Raw genomic sequence first — 19,016 nt, forward strand, 5'->3', positions numbered from 1 at the left:
TAGCAACACCCACCCATATCACAACTTATTTACAAACCAGTTGTTGTGATTTAAGCTCTTCAGGGTTTGGATAGTGGATGATGTTTTAAATCAACTGTTATCTCAATCCCTGTTTTGATGAGTTTAAAATAATCGTAAAATCAAAATTTATAATAGATGGTTAAGCGCGGATTGGTTTGGTTTAAAAATGATTTGAGGCTCCATGATAATGAGGCTTTGACAAAAGCGCACGAAGAATGCAGTGAATTGTTACTCTGTTATTGTATCGAGCGGACAGACTTTGAAATGCTGGATCTCGGATTTCGGAAAATGGATATCAACAGGTTCAAATTTTTGGAACAATCTGTAGTCGATTTACAACATCAATTAGAGTTGTTGGATGGTCACCTGTTTATCGGTTTAGCATCTGCATCCCTCACATTGCCCGAACTCGTTGAAAAGTATGGCATTACAGACATTTATGCAGAAGAGCAGTATGCCAGCTACGAACATGAGCTTGTTAAAGTAGTTATCGCTGCTTTGCCTGAAACGAGATTTCATTTTTTTTGGGGCAAGACGCTATACCACAAAGACGATATACCATTCAAAATTGACAATATCCCCCTAACAAGCAAAGCTTATCGTATTCCTGCCGCGAATGAGGCAGAGCCACGTGATACTTTTGACGCCCCCACCAAAATCAATTCAGTAAAAAAAATAAAAAGTGTCCGTTTTCCCTCCTGTACCGACTATGGTTTCGACAAAGAGGAGTACAAGCAAGCAACCCCATTTATAAAGGGCGGCGAATCTGCGGCTTTGGAAAGACTGGAATACTACACATTCAAATCGGAACTTTTAACCGGGTACAGATGGAGCAGAAACCGGTCTGACGGAATGGACTATAGTTCAAAATTCTCACCATACCTGGCATTGGGCTGTATATCTCCCAGAGAAATTTACAAAAAGGTGAAAGCTTACGAAAAGGATGTCAAAAAGAATCAGAGTACCTGGTGGCTTATTTTTGAATTAGTTTGGAGAGACTATTTTACTTTTAAAGGAATGCGTTTTGGAAACCAGATTTTTAAAACGTCTGGCTACAAAAACAAAGAGATTGTTTGGGAGAATGATCCCGTAAAGTTTGAGCGATGGTGCTCGGGAACTACCGGCATTCCGTTTATAGATGCACATATGCGCCAGTTGAATCAAACCGGATTTATGAGCAACAGAGGCAGGGTAAACTGTGCAAGTTATTTCGTACATGATCTTAGGTTAGACTGGACCTGGGGTGCCGCTTATTTCGAATCAAAATTGATAGACTATGATGTAAGCTCAAATTGGATGAACTGGCATATGCAGGCTTTCGAGATCTGGTATACAAACCCGGTTCACCAATCCAACAAATACAAGGCGCAGGACTTTATACGCCATTGGATTCCCGAGCTGTCGTCCTGTAATAATATGGAAGTGCTTATTCCGTGGGAATTGGAAACACCCGCATATATTGAGCCAATAGCAGTATATGGTAAATGGAGCCGGGCTATCAACCTGATCAAAAAACTTAAGCCTTGAGTATAAAAATTTCAAACAAGCGCTACAAAAACTAAGCCTTAGCAGCATAGCAAAGTGCAGTATTTACGTATATAGTTTTTATGCTAATACAGTAACAATCAATCTTGGAAAAAAAATGAATTTTGGGTTACAATATTTACATTAGCGGATACTAATGAAAAAATGCCATCGTTGCGTTTGTTTACCCGTAATTTATGCAAAAATACTTCTGTGTTGTTATTGTAATTTGCCTGTCGAGCATCTGGCTCTCCTGCAAAAAAACGCACCAGCCTGCGCCTGATGTGCCTGATACACCTGGTGGAGGCGGCGAACCTGTTGTTGACAAGGGCATCTACGCCGACTCCGTATTTTACGTACAAGCCAACCGCAATACGGTTGAACCCCTAATAACAGATGCCGGGACCTATTCCAGTGCACCAGATGGCATGAAACTGGACGAGCGTACCGGCGAGATAGATGTAAATGCGAGCGAAACAGGGCTGAAATATAAAGTAACCTTTTCCCCGGCAAACGGTGGTGACGCCATTACTACAACGGTAATTATATCCGGCATAAATTACGAGGATAAGATTTACAACCTTGCCAAGGGCGACAGTATTGCCGCGCCTATTTATAACGCAGACCCAAAATTACAGCTGCCGGCAGGGAGTAACAACACCTTTGACCAGGGCGGTGGGTGCAAAAAAGCAGGCATTGATGTAAACAGGGGTAATGCGCTCATCAACCTTGCATCATCTGTTCGTTCGCAAGGGATTGATACCGGCGCTACCGAACAAGTGAAACTTGAATATCGCCTTGGCGATGGCAGCAAAAGCTCCTTAAACGGGTTGGATGTTAAAATATACTTTTACCGTACCGCAAGCGAAATACCTAAGTATCTTACAGAGCTGCTGGCCACAAGGAAAGCACAGGGACTTAGTGTGGCCAGTCAGCAAACAGGCTTAATTCCAGGGAATTTTTCGTTAGCAAGCTTAACGCGGGTTAACAGGAACGTTGTTAGAGCAAGGCCGCCCTGTATTATTGTTGTAAGCCGCTAAGCCGGCCATTTTAATTACCTTTAAACATGTTTTTGAGGCGTGTTTTTTACTGGTATATTTCTATTTTGGGCCTTGTGCTGCCTACGACAAATGCATTTTGCCAGCAATTTGATTACAAAAAAGTATTTAAACTTACCGAAAATCGTTCGCTGGTAGATGACCCAAATAATGCTTTAACCCATGAGGTTTTGCAGGGGTATGACGACGTAATTGCTTTTTTAGCTAAAACTAAAAAAGACCCTCCTCTGTTATTAAAAGCTTGTGTTAACGCAGGTGCCTACCTACAGGTATTGGGACAGGAAAAAAGTGCCGCGATTTACTACCGGAAAGCCTTTGCCGTCCAGGCTGCCATTCCTGCTATACCCGATTCGGCCATTTTTAAACCCCTGGTTTATTGCGGTAACAGTTATTACCGTTTGGACAGGCTCGACTCAGCAGCATATTTTTATGATCGCGCAAAAACAATAGCTGAGAAGTATCCGCAATTGGAAGAATTAGAACGGCTGTATAATACTTTAGGTGTTATGGCTTACGCAAGTGGCAACTATAGCAAAAGTATTATTTACTACGAAAAAGCGCTTGCGGTACTCAATAGCCATAAGATAGCAGACCAAACGCTATTGGTGCCTTACAAAAGCAACCTTGCTTCGGCTTATCGCAGGTTAAAAAAATACCCACAGGCCCTAAGTCTTTACAAAAGCATTTTGCCCGCCCATATCGAAAGCGACAAGATCAATCACAATATTGGGTCGCTTTACCTGGCAATGGGTAACTATAAAGAAGCGCTACTTTACCTGAACAAAGTGGGCTACCAGGACATTCGCAAACTAAACGACCTGGGCAACGCCTATCTGCAACAGAACGACACGCCTGGCTCTTTGCTTTATCTTACAAAGGCAATTGAACGCAATAAAAAAATGAACGGGCAACAAAAAAGCAGCGATCACGGCATTACGCTAAAGTATCTCGGCGACCTTTACCTGCGGCAAAACCAATTTGCTAAAAGCCTGAATTATTATCAACAGGCCATTCAAAACTTATTGAGCGATTTTAATTCAGCTGATATTTATACTAACCCAAGTAATTTTAATACGGTTTTTAATATCACCGAGTTGTTGGGCGTTTTACAAGCTAAAGCCGAAGCATTTGGCAAAATGTACCGGCATGAAGGCCAGCTAAAATCACTCGAAGCATCCCTTGCTGCATATTTGTCCTTTTACAAATTGGCTGGCCATATTGAACGATTTTACGAAAGCGACGAAGCGCGGCTTGAAATTGGTGAACGAAAATTCCTCGCAAGGTTACGCCCGATAACTATTTGCTTAGAACTATTCAAGCTTACCCATAATAAAGCATTTATTCAGAAAGCCTTTTTCCTCGACGAACAAAATAAAGCAAACACCTTGTTCCTCAGTCTAAAAGATGCCGCCTTGAGGTTAAACAGCCACATACCCCTAACTCTGCTAAAAACAGAAACAGAGTTGAAGCAAGCCATTACCCGGGCCTCGTTACGGGCCGCCCAGGAAACAGACAGTAAAGCTGTTACCCGCCTTAAACGAGAGGTGAATGATCTGTCGGTTAAATTGATTGCGGTTCAGCAAAAAATCAATCACACGATAGGAGCCGGTCAATTTAATAACGCTGAACAGCAGGTGGATTTAAAATCTCTTCAAAACATGATACCGGCCACAGCGGCACTGCTTTCCTATCACATCGGCGAAAAAGAGTTAGTTTGCTTTATAATCACCAATAATAATTTTGAATTTGCAACCGCACCTTTAACGGGAAATTATCAAACACTCATTAAAAATTTCTACGAAAACGCGCAAACCCGTGGGCGTAACAATACGGCAATACTGCAGGCCGAAGGGGAAAAACTGTACCGGCAATGGATAGCCCCGATAAGCAGCTTTATAGCCGGCAAAAAAAGTTTAATGATCATCCCTGATGGTGAATTAAACTACCTGCCCTTTGAAGTTTTACCTGATGAGCGCGGGGAGCTATTGCTCAAACAATATAATATCAGCTATAACTACTCATGCGCTATTTTGCGAAACAACCAGGCTGGTCCGGCTGCGCGTCACGAGGCAAGGCTGAGCATGGCGCCATTTACAGCAGAACAAGGCGAAAATGGTAAAAAACTTGGCCTGGTGCAATTAAGAGCATCGGCGGATGAAGTCCGCGTGGTTGGCGGAACAGTTTTAACCGGGCGCATGGCTACCAAACAACGATTTTTAGACTTGGCGGGGAAGTATAATATCATTCACCTGGCCACACATGCATCCGCTAACGATGCCGACCCTAAACATTCTTACATCAGTTTTTACCCAACACAACCAGATTCAGCCTTAAGTTATCAGCTTTTTGAACCGGAAATATATAATCTGAAACTAAGTAAAGCAAAATTGATTGTATTAAGCGCCTGTGAAAGCGGCGCCGGGAGATTAAAACAAGGGGAAGGCATAATGAGCTTATCACGCGCATTTTCATTTGCAGGCTGTGCCAATATTATTCCGGCCATGTGGAAAGCAGATGATGCGGCAACCGCCTACATTTCTGAAAGGCTACACCACTATATTGCTGAAGGTTTTACCCAAAGCCGTGCACTGCAGCAAGCTAAAATAGACTATCTGGATGATGATTCGGTATCACCGGCAAAAAAGCAACCCGGCTATTGGGCAAATATGAGGCTGATAGGAAATTTTGAGGAGCCTAAAAATGAATACGGTTTATGGTATTTGATCATTGGAGGAATAGTGGTTGCCGGAATCATCCTGCTGGCATCAAAAAAAATGGGGCTCTTTTGAGCCCCACACCTATCCCACTTATCCCTATCCTTAATATTTTTTATTTATGGTCATCGCTGCCGTTATCGTCATCAGATCCATCGTGCCCATGGTGTTCTCCCTCTATTTCGTGCCCGCCTATGTTTGCCACATTTGCTTTGATCTTATTGAACAGCGCGGTGTTGGAAGTACTTGATATAATAACGGTACCTGATGTGGCGGTGGCCATTGCAAGGTCTGCAGAGGTTATACCGCTGAGTAATTTATTAAGGTGAAGCGTAAAAGTGGTTTTCAAATCGGTGTTGGCATCAATAACCACATTTTTTATCTCCGTTTTTAAAACCATCGCTTCGTTAACATCCAATTCAACAGGCATAACCGTTCCGTCGGTTTTCATAAACGAACCTTTCAGCTGAAGCGGGATATTATTGCCGGACGGTGCAGCCAAGGCAAGTTTAACTTCGATTTCGCTGTAAGTGCCGGTATCTATTTTTGCAGGAAACAATGACGGTGATACAGCAAACAGGTCGACTGTACTTGCGCCTTTTACTTCGAGTTCAGTTTTTACGCCTGCCTTTTTAGCTTCAAATTGAAACTTACTTACATTAGCCATGCCTGATGTCCAGGTAATTACCGATCCTGTAGCATTGGTACCAACGCTGTTAATTACCGGGCCTGATGTAGAGGCAAGTGCTATTGAAGCATTATCCGCTTTAAGCCCAAATGATATCTGCGCAGCTGCTAACGGTGTTACACCACTATCTTTTTTGCAGCTAAATAATCCGGTAACAACCGTTATTGCAACTAATGCAACATATACCTTACGTGTTTTTAAGTGTTTCATATCTTATCGATTTTTATATTTAGTATCCGCTGCGAATAAGATTGTAACCAGATTTTAATTTTTTTATAAAAAAAGTCCCGGCTAATTTCCGGGACTTTTTAAGATGAGTAATTTGAGCCGGAGCATAGTCCAATAACTTACTTTACTGTGGTATAAATGGTTTTTGTTATGGTAAATGCGTTCAAATATTGTTTCTGCATTTGCGGGTTGGCGGTTAGCCAGGTAGCTCAGGGCTAAATAATATTCTGCATCTTCAACATTGGCGTAGCTGCCGGGCCTGGCTGCCAGCACCATATTAAAAGCCTTGATGGCTTCAGGCGCATTACCTGCATTCAAATAAGCCTGTGCGGCAATAAAACGATCATTCGTTGTAGGCGATTTGATGCTTTTGTACACACGTATTGTTTTGCCGTAATCACGATCGGCAAAAGCTTGTTCTACAGGGGCCATTGCGTTACTCCCTCTTTCCACACTCGTGCTGTACGATATGTACTTATCTTTAAATACACCCTGCGATGATACAGAAGCGAATTCATAACCGGCAAACGCAATTACTGCTATTAACAATACGGCAGCAATGCGCATAAAATTACGAACCATAGGGTAAATTAACGTGGCGGCAGGTTTAGTCCGGCTTACTCTTAATTCTTCCATGATCGTCTGGTGCACTTCGGCAACCTGGTTTGTTAAGCCATAATGCGCAATTGCTGACCGGGCTATTGATAAGTTTTCCAGTTCGGTTTGCAGTTCTATATCGTTTGCAAGCAATTGCTCAAAAGCTACTTGCTCCTCCCCGGCTAGTTCCCCGTCCAGGTACAGCATCATCCGGCTGTTCATTTCTTCATTATTGTCCATATGCCAATGCACTTTTGAAACGCTTTGCAAGCCCGGGGTTAGCAGACAGCATTTGTTCCAGGTTTTTTAAACATTTATATTTTTTGTTACGCAGTACTTGCTCGTTATCATAATCCACCAAAGGTAAAATCTCCTTCATCGGCAACCCTTCGTAATAATAAGCCGTCAGTATCCTTTTGCAGATGTCGCCCAGCTTTTCAATTAAACTATTCACCAGGTTTTTAGCATCGCGCTCAATTAAAAAGCTACTTACATCGCGTTCATCTTCATCCCGTTCGCTTTCATACTTCTCTTCGCGTAGCGAAGCCCGGGTTCGCTTCTTCAATTCGTTTAGCCATGCGTACTTATTTAAAGTGAACAGGAAAGTTTTAATGCTTGATTCGCCCCTGAATTTCTCTTTCCTTACAATCTCAATAAACGTTACGATCACTTCCTGAAAAATATCCTCCGCATCCTGTTCGCTTCCCTGGTTTTGGCGGATATGGTTACTCAGCACAGCAAAATAACTGCGGTACATAAAGCTGATGGTTTGGTTACTTATATGCTGATTTTTAAGCGTTTCAATCAACTCCTTATCGGAGAAATTTAATACGGCTTTCTTCATATCGATATACGGTTATTTGTAAAAGCTGGGGTTATTAATGTAACCAAAGTAACCAATATTTTTAGGAACTGTACAATCGGGAGCCAAGGAAAAAACATAAAGTAAAAGCCCCCAGGGAAATTAAACCTGCGGGCTTTTACTTAACTGAAGTATTGTGCTTAGTTGGACACTTTTACAAATATGAAGTGGGTGTCCTCCGCCGGGTTAATACTATCCATATAAACGTTGGTGGTGGTTTTTTTGCTGACGAATAAATTTTTAGACAGTAAGCTCAATGGTTTTTTAGTTCCGAGAAAAATCTTAAATCCATTAGGCGAATATCCGTAGCTCGGGATGCCGTAATAAAAAATCGCCGTTAAAAAAAGCCATGTACCACTTGTGATTTGCCCGTTGTTATCAACAGTTATAGCGCCCGATTTATCAAATACAAACGTGTAACCATTGAATTTTGATGTGCTAGCAGAGGTTCCTTCCCTGTATAGCGCTATCTTCCATTTGCCTTTAGTTACAATAGAGGCAACAGGGAGCGGAGACGTAACGGTATCGGTTACCGGAGCTGGAGAAGCTGGCGTTGGTGTTGTTACGGGTACTCCGACAGGCTTTTTTTTGTTGCTTTCTAATACGCTAACGGATGCGGAAGGGTTTACTTTGGCATCTTTTTGGCAGCTAAAAAGTGCGCACGCAACCATAAATGCAGAGATGATAAATAGATTTTTCATGTTACTGGTTTTTTAGTTTATTTATTTTCACTCATTTGTAATTCCCGGTAGCGGAAATGTAACCGGATAAATAAACTTGGCCAGCCTTGTGCAACAACTTGGTCGTAAAAAGGCACCAGATGATCCTTCCTAAATATATTTTAAACTTGGATAGATGTTAAAATATCATCCTGCAATCTTTTATGGGCTTAACTACCTTTTCTATAAGGGCTAAAAATCGATCATAAATCAATAAAATTTATTAGCTTTAAATATCGTAAACAAGCACTTATGACATCCGCCAAATTAACCAATGATCTATCCGATAAGCTGCAAGGCATGGGAAAGACCAGCGATACGCTCCGGGTGGTGCTTGAGCTTTACCCTAACCCTGATGAGACGTCACCAAACGCCGCCTCCCGCCAGGAAAAGATCCGGTACCAAAAGCAGCAGTTCCAGGCAGGCCTCGATGCGGTCTCCGAAGTGATTCACCAGGATGGCGGCAAATTACTGGACTCCGCCTGGATCAACCGCACGGTATTGGCAGAAGTGCCGGTTTCCGCGCTGGGCCGGATCACCGATATGCCAGAGGTTGCTTCGGTCGATACGCCGCGCCCCCTCACCACCGACTGATCAGACCACGCCGGTCTTGAGCAGTTCCGCCAAAGAGACAAATCCGTACCCCTGATCGTCCAAACCGGCTGTCGGCAATTGCTGGCAAAGCTTGATCATGAAATTTCGCTGTTCGTCCGGAGACAGGTCCTGGGCTTCGAGGATGAGCGCCAGCAGGCCCGTGACATGTGGGGCGGCGAAACTGGTACCGTAACCGACCTGACCGAGCGCCCCAGCGACATTAGCGGTAAATATCTTTTCGTTAGACGCTGCGCCCGGGGCCACCATATGCGGGCGGTAGGGCCGGCCGGCGATGGGTCCGCGGCTGCTATAGTCGCACACGAAACTGCCCGCACGGTTTGTTGCCCCTACCACGATCACGCCCTGGGCATCCGCAGGTGCGGTCAAGGTGCTTCTCCCTTTTTTACCCTCGTTACCGGCGCTTTTCACCAGGGTTAGGCCAAGGTTCCAGGCATTATCAAAGGCCAGGGCCCCGCGGGAGCTACCGTTGCCTGCCGGGCCTGTCCCCCAGGAGCAATTGGCGATATTTGCACCGTCCTCCAGCGCGTCCTGGATGGCTTTAAAACCCTGAAAATCGTTCGCATTCAGTGTGGAGACCGGGGTAAGCACTTTATAATTATAAATGGTTGCCCCTGGGGCCATCCCGGGATATTGCGGGTCATCAGCGGCAATGATGCCTGCCACAGCAGTTCCATGGTAATGAGGGTTACCCCAGGCTTCCAGCGTATAATTCTTTCTTTGGATCACGCGGCCCCCGAAAGCCGGGTGCGCGGCAAATACCTCAGAATCGATAACAGCCACGACGATACCTTTGCCGGTTTTTGAAAATCTGCTGCGGTAATCCGGGGCTTTAACCGCCGGTCCGGTAACGTCAACCTCAGCGACCAGCTGTCGCGGCAGGTCGAGCGCTACCACTTGCTCGTCGGCCGCCAAGTCGGCCAGAATGTCCGGCGAGGCAATCGAGCGGATGGTTTGGTTCAGCCAGCACAGTTCGTTGGCTTCGGGGGCTTCAAGCAGTGAACGGTTCTTCAGTGCGTAGCTGTTCGCTACGCTTTTGCCCAGGAAAGCGACCAGTTCATTGGTCCTTTTAAGCACACGGTCCCGGTGATGGGTCAGGTGCTGCTGCCGGACGATCTGACGGGCGTTCAACACCAAGTCGATGGGCGAGTCATTCACGCCCTTGATGGCCTGCAGAAGTTGCGCCCAGGCGTTCGGGTCCTTCAGTCCGGCCTCCGCCGGTTCAAAGCTTTCACCATTTAATTCGATGACGCTCGAGGCGGCGCGGTCGGGCTGGTTGGACACGGCGGCGGCATCTTCCAGGAAATCGGCCGCAGACTGGCGCAAGAGTGAAAGGTTGGCGTACAGGGAGACACAAAACTCGTCTGTAGCTTTTTGATGAAAGCTTTCGCCGTATTTGTTTTGTACGAAAGCGCGGGCTTTTTGACGGAACAACTGTTCTGGGTTTAAGGTAGGCATACGCGGATAAGTTAAGGTAAAAACGGCCGCCCCGGGCCAGGGCTAATGAAGGCGGCAGCAGGCTAAAAATAAGATTAAATATTTAAAAAAATAATCTTTTAATCGTTTGTTTTCAATAACTTAGGCATTAATATCGGCTCATATTACGAACCTAATATTATCACATGACCTATTCGTTGTCACCTTCGGAATCAGCCACCGTTTTGGTGGATTCCGCAGCTTACTATTCTGCAGATGAGCTGGCCGTTACGGCTGGTGAACCCTATGAATTTTCCTGTGATCCGGGCGAGACCTGGACCGACTGGTGGGTGAAAACCAATGCCGATGGCTATTGCAATCCCCTGGCCTCCCTTTGGGGCCAGCGCCTGCGCGGTACCAAGTGCTTTTGTATGTGCGGGGTTTATGACGAGGATGACCAAACGGCCTTTGCTATCGGCAGCCGCTTGCAGCTAACCGCCGGGCAGACCGGTAAGATCCGGTTCTTTGCCAACGACGCCCGGCATTTCTATTTCAACAACACGGGTGCGCTGCACCTGACCATCAAACGCATTTAAACCCTTCACGAAATATGAAAAATGCATTTTTTATTCAGCAAAGCGATGGCACGGCCAGGTATACCGATACGGCCGGTTTTTTAGAGGATGCCTCCAACCCCTGGGATCAGGCGCACCAGCTGCGCGTTGACGACCCGACGATCCGGTATGCAGAGCCAAACCTGGCCGACAATAACCCGCTGTTGAGGCAGGTTCAACAATTGCCCAATGAACCCGGGCTGGAAAGCGATCTGCCGGCCGATGAATACGACCAGGTATGGCCGTTCCCTTCTAAGCCTGGCCGGCCCTCGCAGCCGGATAAGATGATTTGGCACCTGCAGGATGCCTTCGCGCAATTGCGGTCGGCTTGGGTTAAGGAGGATACGAGCAACCAGTTGATTCGGGTGGCACACTTTGATACCGGTTACGATCCTAAGCATATTAGTTTTCCTAAGGATAATATCGAGTTCGACCTGCAATGGAACTTTATTGAAGATCAGCAATCCGCCGAGGACCTGGGTTCTGAAGGCTGGCTGAACCAGACTGGACACGGAACGGGGACATTGTCAATCCTGGCCGGCAAAGAGGTCGACCTCCCGAATTATGGGGAATTTAAAGGTTTTTTAGGAATTCATCACAATATTAAGATCGTGCCGTTCCGCATCTCGCGCAGTGTAATCCTCTGGAAGAATGATGCTTTCGCGGAGGCCCTGAATAAGGTGATCGATTATTACGACGATGAAAGCAAGCGCTGCCATGTGGTGACAATGAGCATGGGAGGGCTGCCGTCCAAAGCCTGGGCCGATGCGGTAAACCGCGCCTATGAGAAAGGAATATTTATCGTGACCGCGGCGGGCAATAATATCAACCGCATGACGCCCAGCACGCTGGTCTATCCGGCGCGTTTTCCAAGGGTAACGGCTGCTTGCGGGGTAACCTATGATTATTCGCCCTATTATAAACCATTTGGTGTATCCACGCTCAAAGTAATGGAGGGCAATTTCGGGCCCCGGGCGGCAATGGGTAAGGCCATGGCAGCGTTTACGCCAAATGTGCCCTGGGCCGAATGGCACCAGGAGGCAACGGTACGCATTAATGGCGCAGGCACTTCTTCAGCTACCCCCCAAATCGCTGCGGCGGCCGCGCTGTATTACCAACGCTATTATACCGAGCTAATGGCTATGCCAAAGGGCTGGCAGCGGGTGGAGACGATCCGCGGGGCAATGTATGGTTCGGCCGCCAAAAAGATCAAGGCGGGTTACCAGAATGATGTAGAACTTTACTTCGGTAATGGTATTCTACAAGCCAGCGCCATGCTGGAGGTCAAGCCGGCAGATGTCAATATTCAGGAAACGCCGCCAGTGGAGGTATCCTGGGCCTTTCTCAAGCTGATCACAGGGACAGGTTTGCTGTAGGATGCGGGGGATGAAATGGCCCTGGAGATGTTTGGCGTGGAGATCCTGCAACTAATTGCCAAATCCATGTCACTGCAAAACTTACTGGAGAATGAGGAAAAGGACTATACTGACCTGACACCCAAAGAGCAGCAGACTTTATGGGCAATTATCCTGGAACTGCCGGACAGTTCGCAGGCATTGAAGCAGTTCATCCTGAAAAACGGCCTGGTATCGGTGGTGCCGGTGAAAAAGTAGCCAGGTGACGATAAGTTACATTAAATAAAAAATCTAGTCACGTAACAACATCATCACCCAAATAGAATCGACGTTAGTTGAGTTACGGATCAGCGCCCCCCCCCCGCGGGGGGGCGCTGATTGTTGCTATTGTAGGATTTTTGCCAAACGCTATGCATAATCTAGTACTTAATTAGATTATGCAAGCTGGTTGATGCCACTTGGCCAATTTTAAACTGAACCCCTTTAATGTTTAAGTTCTGAATGCTTATTGATACCCTGGCAATTCAGGTGCCATTGACTACCTCGTTCCGAGGAGGCAATAAATCGATTCCGTAATATTTTGATCAGCCTGATTAATTGATTTAAAAAACGATTTGAAGAACCAACCACACAAATCGGCGCTTTAGCGCCTACAGAATTGCATGGTCAAGCCTTCCGGAATCTCCAACCATATGCTTATGCTCCGCTAAACATGACGTATGTTATTAGGCCAAATGCGGGCTTCTACTTTAATATTAGCTTTCTAACCATTCTGCTGTCGGTAAAATAGATCGTGCTTTCGTCTTTTGAAAGTGCAAGATAAAGTGCATGCACATCAGCACTGCTTCCAACGCCATCGCGGCCATCACTTACGGTACGCGGGCCTACCAGAAGGGTTACCTTATTGTTTGTGATGCTGTAGATTTTACCGCCACTGGTTAAATAGAGCGTACGACTATCTCTATTGGCTATGATATCTTCTACCCCGCCCTCAAAAGCAGGTGCAACTCTTGATAGCTGGCCGGAAGGCGTATACTTATACAAATGCGAATTGTTGACTACAAGATATTTTACACCGTTGTATGCCGAAAATATTTTTGAAACCACCGGGAAATTGCGATCATAGCTATCCAAACTATCAAGAGGTAGATAATATGTATTTACGCCTTGCTTACCATTCGGCAAAAACTGCTCAATAAATCCCTTAATGCCTTTGGCGGTATACTCCAGCCCGCAAGTCCAATAATAGTTGTGGTAAGGATCATCAGAAAACCCTCCATAATTCGCGTTCTTGCTTGCTTTCACTGCAATGGTTGCCCCACCTGGTTTCCAAATCCAAAACTTATATTTATAATCATAGTGCGATTGGAAGGCAAAAATAGCCACGGTGCCATCCTCAGCCTGTTCTACATCATAGGGGTTTAATAATTTTGAACCATCCCTTGCGCTGGGCACACCAAGTGTTGATACCAACCCCTCCTGCGTAACCACCCTGATTTTATTGTTCCTTACATCAGCTACAAAAAGTTTGTTGTCGTTTGTTAAAGTGATCCCGAACAAGCCTGTAAACAGCGCTTGTTGCCCGGGGCCATCCCGGTACCCGTCGATATTCCATTTACCTGCCATTGTTACAACAGTAAGTGGTTTTACCCCTGTGGATGATAAGGGTTGGGCTGCCTGCAATGCCATCAACCTCTCCGGTTCAGCAACCTTTGGAGCATCTTTTTTACAAGCGCTTAATGCGATGAGCAACAGGCTAAAAATTGTATAGGTAACATTTTTTTTCATGGGTTTACTTATTGGTAATGTAAGTTACCGCGAATAGAACCACCTTACAAGATGCAGGAAGATAATGTATACCAGATGACCGTTTTGTGTAAACAAATGTTCCGCCACTATGGGCAGATAAAAAGAGGAGATTAAAAAAAGATCTGCAATAAGCAGGCCTTTAGAAGACTTTAGCGGATGCCTATAAACAAGCTGCTCCAGCGAATCTACCGTTAGCAGTTGAACCCATCCAATTACCGAACCTTACAGCACAGGCCTTAATTGAAGAATTTACTTGCAATTTTGGTAGTTATTCCTGTGCAGACCTATTGAACGTGTCAGACTATGAAATAAATCCTATAATAACGGTTATTTTTCGGGCTACCATCCGTTCAGGAAAGGATATAACCTTCAATTTACCTTAGAACCTGCGATAAGCCGTGTGCCCAAATTTAAAATACTAATTGCAAAAACTTTGTTCACAGGACATCGAACTATATGGAAATTGTATGTAAATAAAAAAAGCACCTACAATTTTCATTGTAAGTGCTTCAAAATGTGTGGGAGTTACTGGGTTCGAACCAGTTCCTGTATATCATTGATTATCAAAACCCTTTGAAGAAATCCTTCGAGCAGGTAGTCGATTAGGTGAACCATTTATTGACAATAGCAAATATAGGCAAAATGAATTAAATTGAATTGTTAAGTAAAATAATTTAATACGGGGTGGACGTGTCCATAATTTTCGACAATAACTTTACAAGGAAGAATTTTGCCAAGGTGTTACTTGTTTCCCAGTTTCCGGCCAATATGATATACATGCTTAAGTATAAGCTTCCGATTGTTGTTTATGATCGCTCAATTTACTTCATAAACCAATTTTATGAAACCAAATATTTACACACTGCTTTTCTGCGGATTACTGGCGCTAAGCGCCTGCCGGAAAGATGCGTTCAAACAACCATCGATCACACAAAATGTTAACGGCTCTGACGACCAGTCGATAATAGCGGCTGTAAACGAAAATTACCTGCCGTTAACCGTTAAAACCATCGCCGGGAATGCCGGAACTAAAGGTTATGTGGACGGAACGGGTAAAAATGCATTGTTTAACCCGTTGTGGGGCATTGAGCTTACCGATGACGGCAACCTGTATGTGGCCGACATATTTAATAATAAGATACGTAAGGTTACCCAGGAGGGTGTCGTAACTACTGTAAAGATACCGCTGCGGCCCGACCGTACATCATTGCGAAACCCGGCTGTGATTAAAATCTCGAAGGATGGAACGATGAACATTTTGGCATTGGAATACACCCATCAATTTAAATATAAGATATGGATTGTAAAGCCTGACGGCAAGCTTTTTAACCCAGAGGTACGAAGTAACGAATTTTTTTGCGATATGTCTAAAGATCCCTATAACGACTTTTACTGGATATGCGGCGGAATTGCAGATTTCGGCGGGACGCATGGCGGAACTAAAGGGGTGATAGCGAAGTTTTTGCTCGATGCTAAAGACAGTTTGGGTACAGACCCTTATAGCCCGGATAAAGATAAGCTTGTGCAATATTACGACCAGCAATACCCTGACATTACAAGCATTTTTTGCGGATATAATGGCGTTAAGTACTTAGTTGTAAATCAAAAGCATATCTACAAGCTTACAAAGTCGGGAGAATTTACGCAGTTATTTAAAAATTATAATTTTGAGGGTATTTACAGCATCGTGGCGAATAAGGATAGCCGTACCTTATATGTTGCAGACGGCGGGCGTATAGTGGCCATCAGCAACAATAAGGTTCAATACCTTGTAGGTCCGCACCCGGACTATAAGGGTCGCGACGGCGTGGGCAGCAGCGCAGACATCAGGGCTCACCACATGGTTTTATCCCCGGATGAAAGAACCCTTTATTTTACCGACTATGCCTATTGCACCGTCCGCAAGCTACTGTTAAGATAAAAACCCCAGTCAAATGGCTGTTCGAATATCTTTAATAAAATGTAACAGCACTTTAAACGATTACTTAAGCATTATCTTACGGATAGTGTTTGTCACGTTGTCGGAAAAATAAAGGCTGTTTTCATGATCTCCCAACGCCAGGCTGAAAGCATGCACGTCTGCTTTAAGGCCCACACCATCTCGTCCATCAGGTGTAGCACTGTTCGGCCTTGCAAGTAGTGTTAACTTACCATTCTCGATCTTAAAGATTTGTCCTTCGGATGCTAGGTACATACTACGGCTATCGGCGTTTAAAACAAGACTGGTAATGCGTTTAAATTTAAAGTCGGGATAAAGCTGTGCGGTTACTCCCCCGGGTGTGTATTTAAAAATGCGGGAATCTGTAGCAAAATATATTACTTTATTTCTGCCAACGAATAATCCTCTGAAGCTTGACCCTCTTCCTCGTTCATTTGAGTTCAGCAAACTACTGTTAAACGGAACAATATCCCGTCCGGTTGAACCATTGGTATTGGCTATATGTTTTTCAATTATAACGTATTCCGAAAACCAAAAAAAGTCTTCGTAAGGGTCTTTTGCCAATGCACCAAGACCCGTATAAGTGTTCCCATCTCCTGCTACAAAAACACCATTTTTATCGAAAATGTAAGATAAGCCTGCCTGATCAACGAGATAACTGAGAATATGTACACTACCAGCATTATCTATGCCAACAGACGTCGGACCTTGAACTGGAAAATTTTCTGGGGCTTTCAAATTCAGTGTTGTAACGTTGCCATCTGATGTTAATTTACGGATAGCATTATTGTTTTTGTCAGCAATGTAAAGAGTTCCATCAGTAATCATTTGTATACCGAGGGGTGTGTTGAAATGAGCAGTTCTTGCAGTCCCATCCGCGAAGCCAGGACTGTTAGGCACGCCCGCTACCGTACTTACCATATTTGATGCCGTTAATTCGCTTATTGATAATATACCCGACTTAGTTGTCTTTTCTAAAGGGCCCGATAACTGGTCTTCTTTTTTACAGCTTTGTGTGATAAATAACCCACAAGTAAATGAGGTTAGAACTGCTATTTTAATAAATGTGTATTTCATATTAAATTTAACTGGTAGGTAAATTTAACTGCAAAATTGCTAGTTTTTTTGGCACATCATCGAGTGTGCAAATTATGTACTTATTGGTCTATTTATGTGATAAGCTTGAGTTTAAATGTAAATTATTAAGCTTCAATAACATTTTCTTTTATGGGCAATCAAGAATATGGAATACAAGCAATGAGCTTCAGGAAGTCAATCTTACAAGTTAAAGATAAAGTTACAATCAAAATAACGGATAGAAGCAAGAAAAATATTGCAGAAAAGGGTTCGCAAGAAGACAATCATATATCAAATCAATACTGGCAAGCAAAATTAACCAGTTTAGCCAGAAACGGTATTTAACACTCACGTACCTCTCCCTCTAAGGTAGTATCAAAAACTTTAGAGCTTTCACGGCATAAATCCGCGATGCCTACGCTCCCCCCCTTTGTTCCATGTCCCTAAAAGTTTGTTAATCGCCAAATTACCGTTATTCCAGCAACTCTGCGTGAAAGACAATAGAACATTATTATTTTAAGAGGGCGAAGTAAAATCCGCTGAAGGGTTGAGTAACGGATTCAAAACCCTGCTTAGGTTTAATATTTTCATCACAACATTATATATAATTATGTATTAAATAGTAACAAGCCACTAAGTAAGGAAGTAAGCAAGCCATGTTTTCGCCATGCGAAAACTAAGCTTGTCGGGACACCCGAACCCGAATACTTCACTTTGTTCAGCATTTAAAAGGCGGTTAGGCGACATCAATCGACATGTTCTAGAAACACGAATTGAGTCGGCATGTGTAAAACCGTCTCGGCTGTAGTAATTCTCCGGGAACAATAAGGCCATTAATGGAAGCCTGTGCGGAATGGTGTCGCAGTAATTTGAGGTTACTGCGACCAGCCATCGCAGGGGGCTGCAAATCTTTTTATTATCCAAATACAATTATAAAAAGCGGATTGGAACGATAGGTATTAACTGATCTCACCGTCTCCGATACCGCTTTGAGGGGCGTGCCAACCAGCTCAGCTTGTAATGATGCAGCAAAAGCCTATGATTGCGGGATAATTTTTTACAATTAATGTCTTTTTTGGAAAGGGCGGGGGCAGATCCAAGACACTCCTATAAATTTGAGTGTTATTCTGGCATTGTTTTGTTGCAGGGAAAGAAAGTAATGGCAGATATCGGTCAGAATTCCAAGAAAATATATGAAATTGTCGCGGAGCAATTCAAAGGCTAGTTATTACAAATGCATAAGAGAGATGATGGAAACCGGCTTCATTATTTGGACTTAGTTACGATTCTTTAAAGGGAAGTACTTTTCAGTTGCTTTTTAATAAGCCCTTAAAGTGGGCCGGTTTATTTATTTGAAGGCTTATTACAAAGAGCAAACCGGCGCTTCTGGCAATCCAGTCAGTAAAATTGTAATTGGCCTGGAACCTATGATTTTACCGTTTTCTCTAACAGTCAAGGTTGGTTTAAAAATGGACCTGCTTCTTAAATAACAACTCTCAAATACGAAAGGTTAATTTCTGTAAATTACTCTCCTAAATCTTAAGCTGATGGAGAAATTTGCAATCCAACTAAATAATGCCCGTAACGGAGAGATTATCCTCGAAAAAGTAATGCATACCGATGCACTTGATCATCGCCAGGAATATCTGCGTGATTTTTCACGCATTACCTGCCATTACCTCAGCTGACTGCCGGGGATAAAAAGACTTGTGCAGCCGTTGTACTAAAAGCTATTGGACCGAACGGGGACCTGATATATGATATGCATCTGCTTTATAAATAC

General features: G+C 44.1%; 16 protein-coding genes. 9 read left to right on the plus strand and 7 right to left on the minus strand.

What is annotated here, in order from left to right:
* The first annotated feature begins 156 nt into the window (after positions 1–156).
* From A0256_03265 to A0256_03275, 3 genes are all read left to right on the plus strand, one after another.
* Positions 157–1,548, plus strand: a complete 1,392-nt coding sequence (locus A0256_03265) for a DASH family cryptochrome (protein ID AMR30508.1) — start codon at positions 157–159, stop codon at positions 1,546–1,548.
* Between the two features lie 194 nt (positions 1,549–1,742).
* The gene (locus tag A0256_03270; protein AMR30509.1) at positions 1,743–2,585 is read left to right on the plus strand and encodes a hypothetical protein; all 843 of its coding nucleotides are present in this window, start codon (positions 1,743–1,745) and stop codon (positions 2,583–2,585) included.
* A 26-nt stretch (positions 2,586–2,611) separates the two neighbouring features.
* Positions 2,612–5,392, plus strand: a complete 2,781-nt coding sequence (locus A0256_03275) for a hypothetical protein (GenBank protein AMR30510.1) — start codon at positions 2,612–2,614, stop codon at positions 5,390–5,392.
* A 40-nt stretch (positions 5,393–5,432) separates the two neighbouring features.
* Here the strand turns inward: A0256_03275 and A0256_03280 are convergent, their stop codons facing one another.
* The 4 genes from A0256_03280 to A0256_03295 all read right to left on the minus strand — a co-directional run bounded on the left by A0256_03280 (position 5,433) and on the right by A0256_03295 (position 8,363).
* Positions 5,433–6,215 (minus strand): hypothetical protein, encoded by a 783-nt coding sequence (locus A0256_03280; protein AMR30511.1) that lies wholly within the window; start codon positions 6,213–6,215, stop codon positions 5,433–5,435.
* 81 nt (positions 6,216–6,296) lie between these two features.
* The gene (locus A0256_03285; GenBank protein AMR30512.1) at positions 6,297–7,070 is read right to left on the minus strand and encodes a hypothetical protein; all 774 of its coding nucleotides are present in this window, start codon (positions 7,068–7,070) and stop codon (positions 6,297–6,299) included.
* A complete protein-coding gene (locus tag A0256_03290) occupies positions 7,060–7,674 on the minus strand; it encodes a hypothetical protein (GenBank protein ID AMR30513.1) in 615 nt (204 codons plus the stop codon). The genes A0256_03285 and A0256_03290 overlap by 11 nt, the downstream gene beginning before the upstream one ends.
* A gap of 158 nt (positions 7,675–7,832) precedes the next feature.
* Entirely contained in the window at positions 7,833–8,363 is a 531-nt protein-coding gene (locus tag A0256_03295) for a hypothetical protein (protein ID AMR30514.1), read from the minus strand.
* Between the two features lie 300 nt (positions 8,364–8,663).
* Between A0256_03295 and A0256_03300 the strand changes: the two genes are divergently transcribed.
* Positions 8,664–9,005, plus strand: coding sequence for a hypothetical protein (locus tag A0256_03300; protein ID AMR30515.1), 342 nt, complete (start codon positions 8,664–8,666; stop codon positions 9,003–9,005).
* Here the strand turns inward: A0256_03300 and A0256_03305 are convergent, their stop codons facing one another.
* Positions 9,006–10,481, minus strand: coding sequence for a hypothetical protein (locus A0256_03305; protein ID AMR30516.1), 1,476 nt, complete (start codon positions 10,479–10,481; stop codon positions 9,006–9,008).
* Positions 10,482–10,645: 164 nt separating this feature from the next.
* On the opposite strand from A0256_03305, the gene A0256_03310 reads away from it, so the two are divergent.
* From A0256_03310 to A0256_03320, 3 genes are read left to right on the plus strand one after another with little or no spacing between them, the layout of a single operon-like run.
* Positions 10,646–11,035 carry a hypothetical protein gene (locus A0256_03310; protein AMR30517.1) on the plus strand — a complete coding sequence of 130 codons (390 nt, stop codon included), beginning with the start codon at positions 10,646–10,648 and terminating at the stop codon, positions 11,033–11,035.
* A gap of 14 nt (positions 11,036–11,049) precedes the next feature.
* Positions 11,050–12,429 (plus strand): hypothetical protein, encoded by a 1,380-nt coding sequence (locus A0256_03315; GenBank protein ID AMR30518.1) that lies wholly within the window; start codon positions 11,050–11,052, stop codon positions 12,427–12,429.
* A 15-nt stretch (positions 12,430–12,444) separates the two neighbouring features.
* On the plus strand, positions 12,445–12,666 hold the full coding sequence (locus tag A0256_03320) for a hypothetical protein (GenBank protein AMR30519.1): 222 nt from the start codon (positions 12,445–12,447) through the stop codon (positions 12,664–12,666).
* A 486-nt stretch (positions 12,667–13,152) separates the two neighbouring features.
* Here A0256_03320 and A0256_03325 read toward each other — a convergent pair whose 3' ends face one another.
* Positions 13,153–14,196: a hypothetical protein gene (locus A0256_03325; protein ID AMR30520.1), complete on the minus strand. Its 1,044-nt coding sequence runs from the start codon at positions 14,194–14,196 to the stop codon at positions 13,153–13,155.
* An 862-nt stretch (positions 14,197–15,058) separates the two neighbouring features.
* Here A0256_03325 and A0256_03330 point away from each other — a divergent pair.
* A complete protein-coding gene (locus tag A0256_03330; GenBank protein AMR30521.1) occupies positions 15,059–16,138 on the plus strand; it encodes a hypothetical protein in 1,080 nt (359 codons plus the stop codon).
* Between the two features lie 60 nt (positions 16,139–16,198).
* Here A0256_03330 and A0256_03335 read toward each other — a convergent pair whose 3' ends face one another.
* The gene (locus tag A0256_03335; protein ID AMR30522.1) at positions 16,199–17,233 is read right to left on the minus strand and encodes a hypothetical protein; all 1,035 of its coding nucleotides are present in this window, start codon (positions 17,231–17,233) and stop codon (positions 16,199–16,201) included.
* A gap of 150 nt (positions 17,234–17,383) precedes the next feature.
* Between A0256_03335 and A0256_03340 the strand changes: the two genes are divergently transcribed.
* On the plus strand, positions 17,384–17,578 hold the full coding sequence (locus tag A0256_03340) for a hypothetical protein (protein AMR30523.1): 195 nt from the start codon (positions 17,384–17,386) through the stop codon (positions 17,576–17,578).
* Positions 17,579–19,016: the final 1,438 nt, after the last annotated feature.

It is taken from the genome of Mucilaginibacter sp. PAMC 26640 (assembly GCA_001596135.1).
GTDB lineage: Bacteria > Bacteroidota > Bacteroidia > Sphingobacteriales > Sphingobacteriaceae > Mucilaginibacter.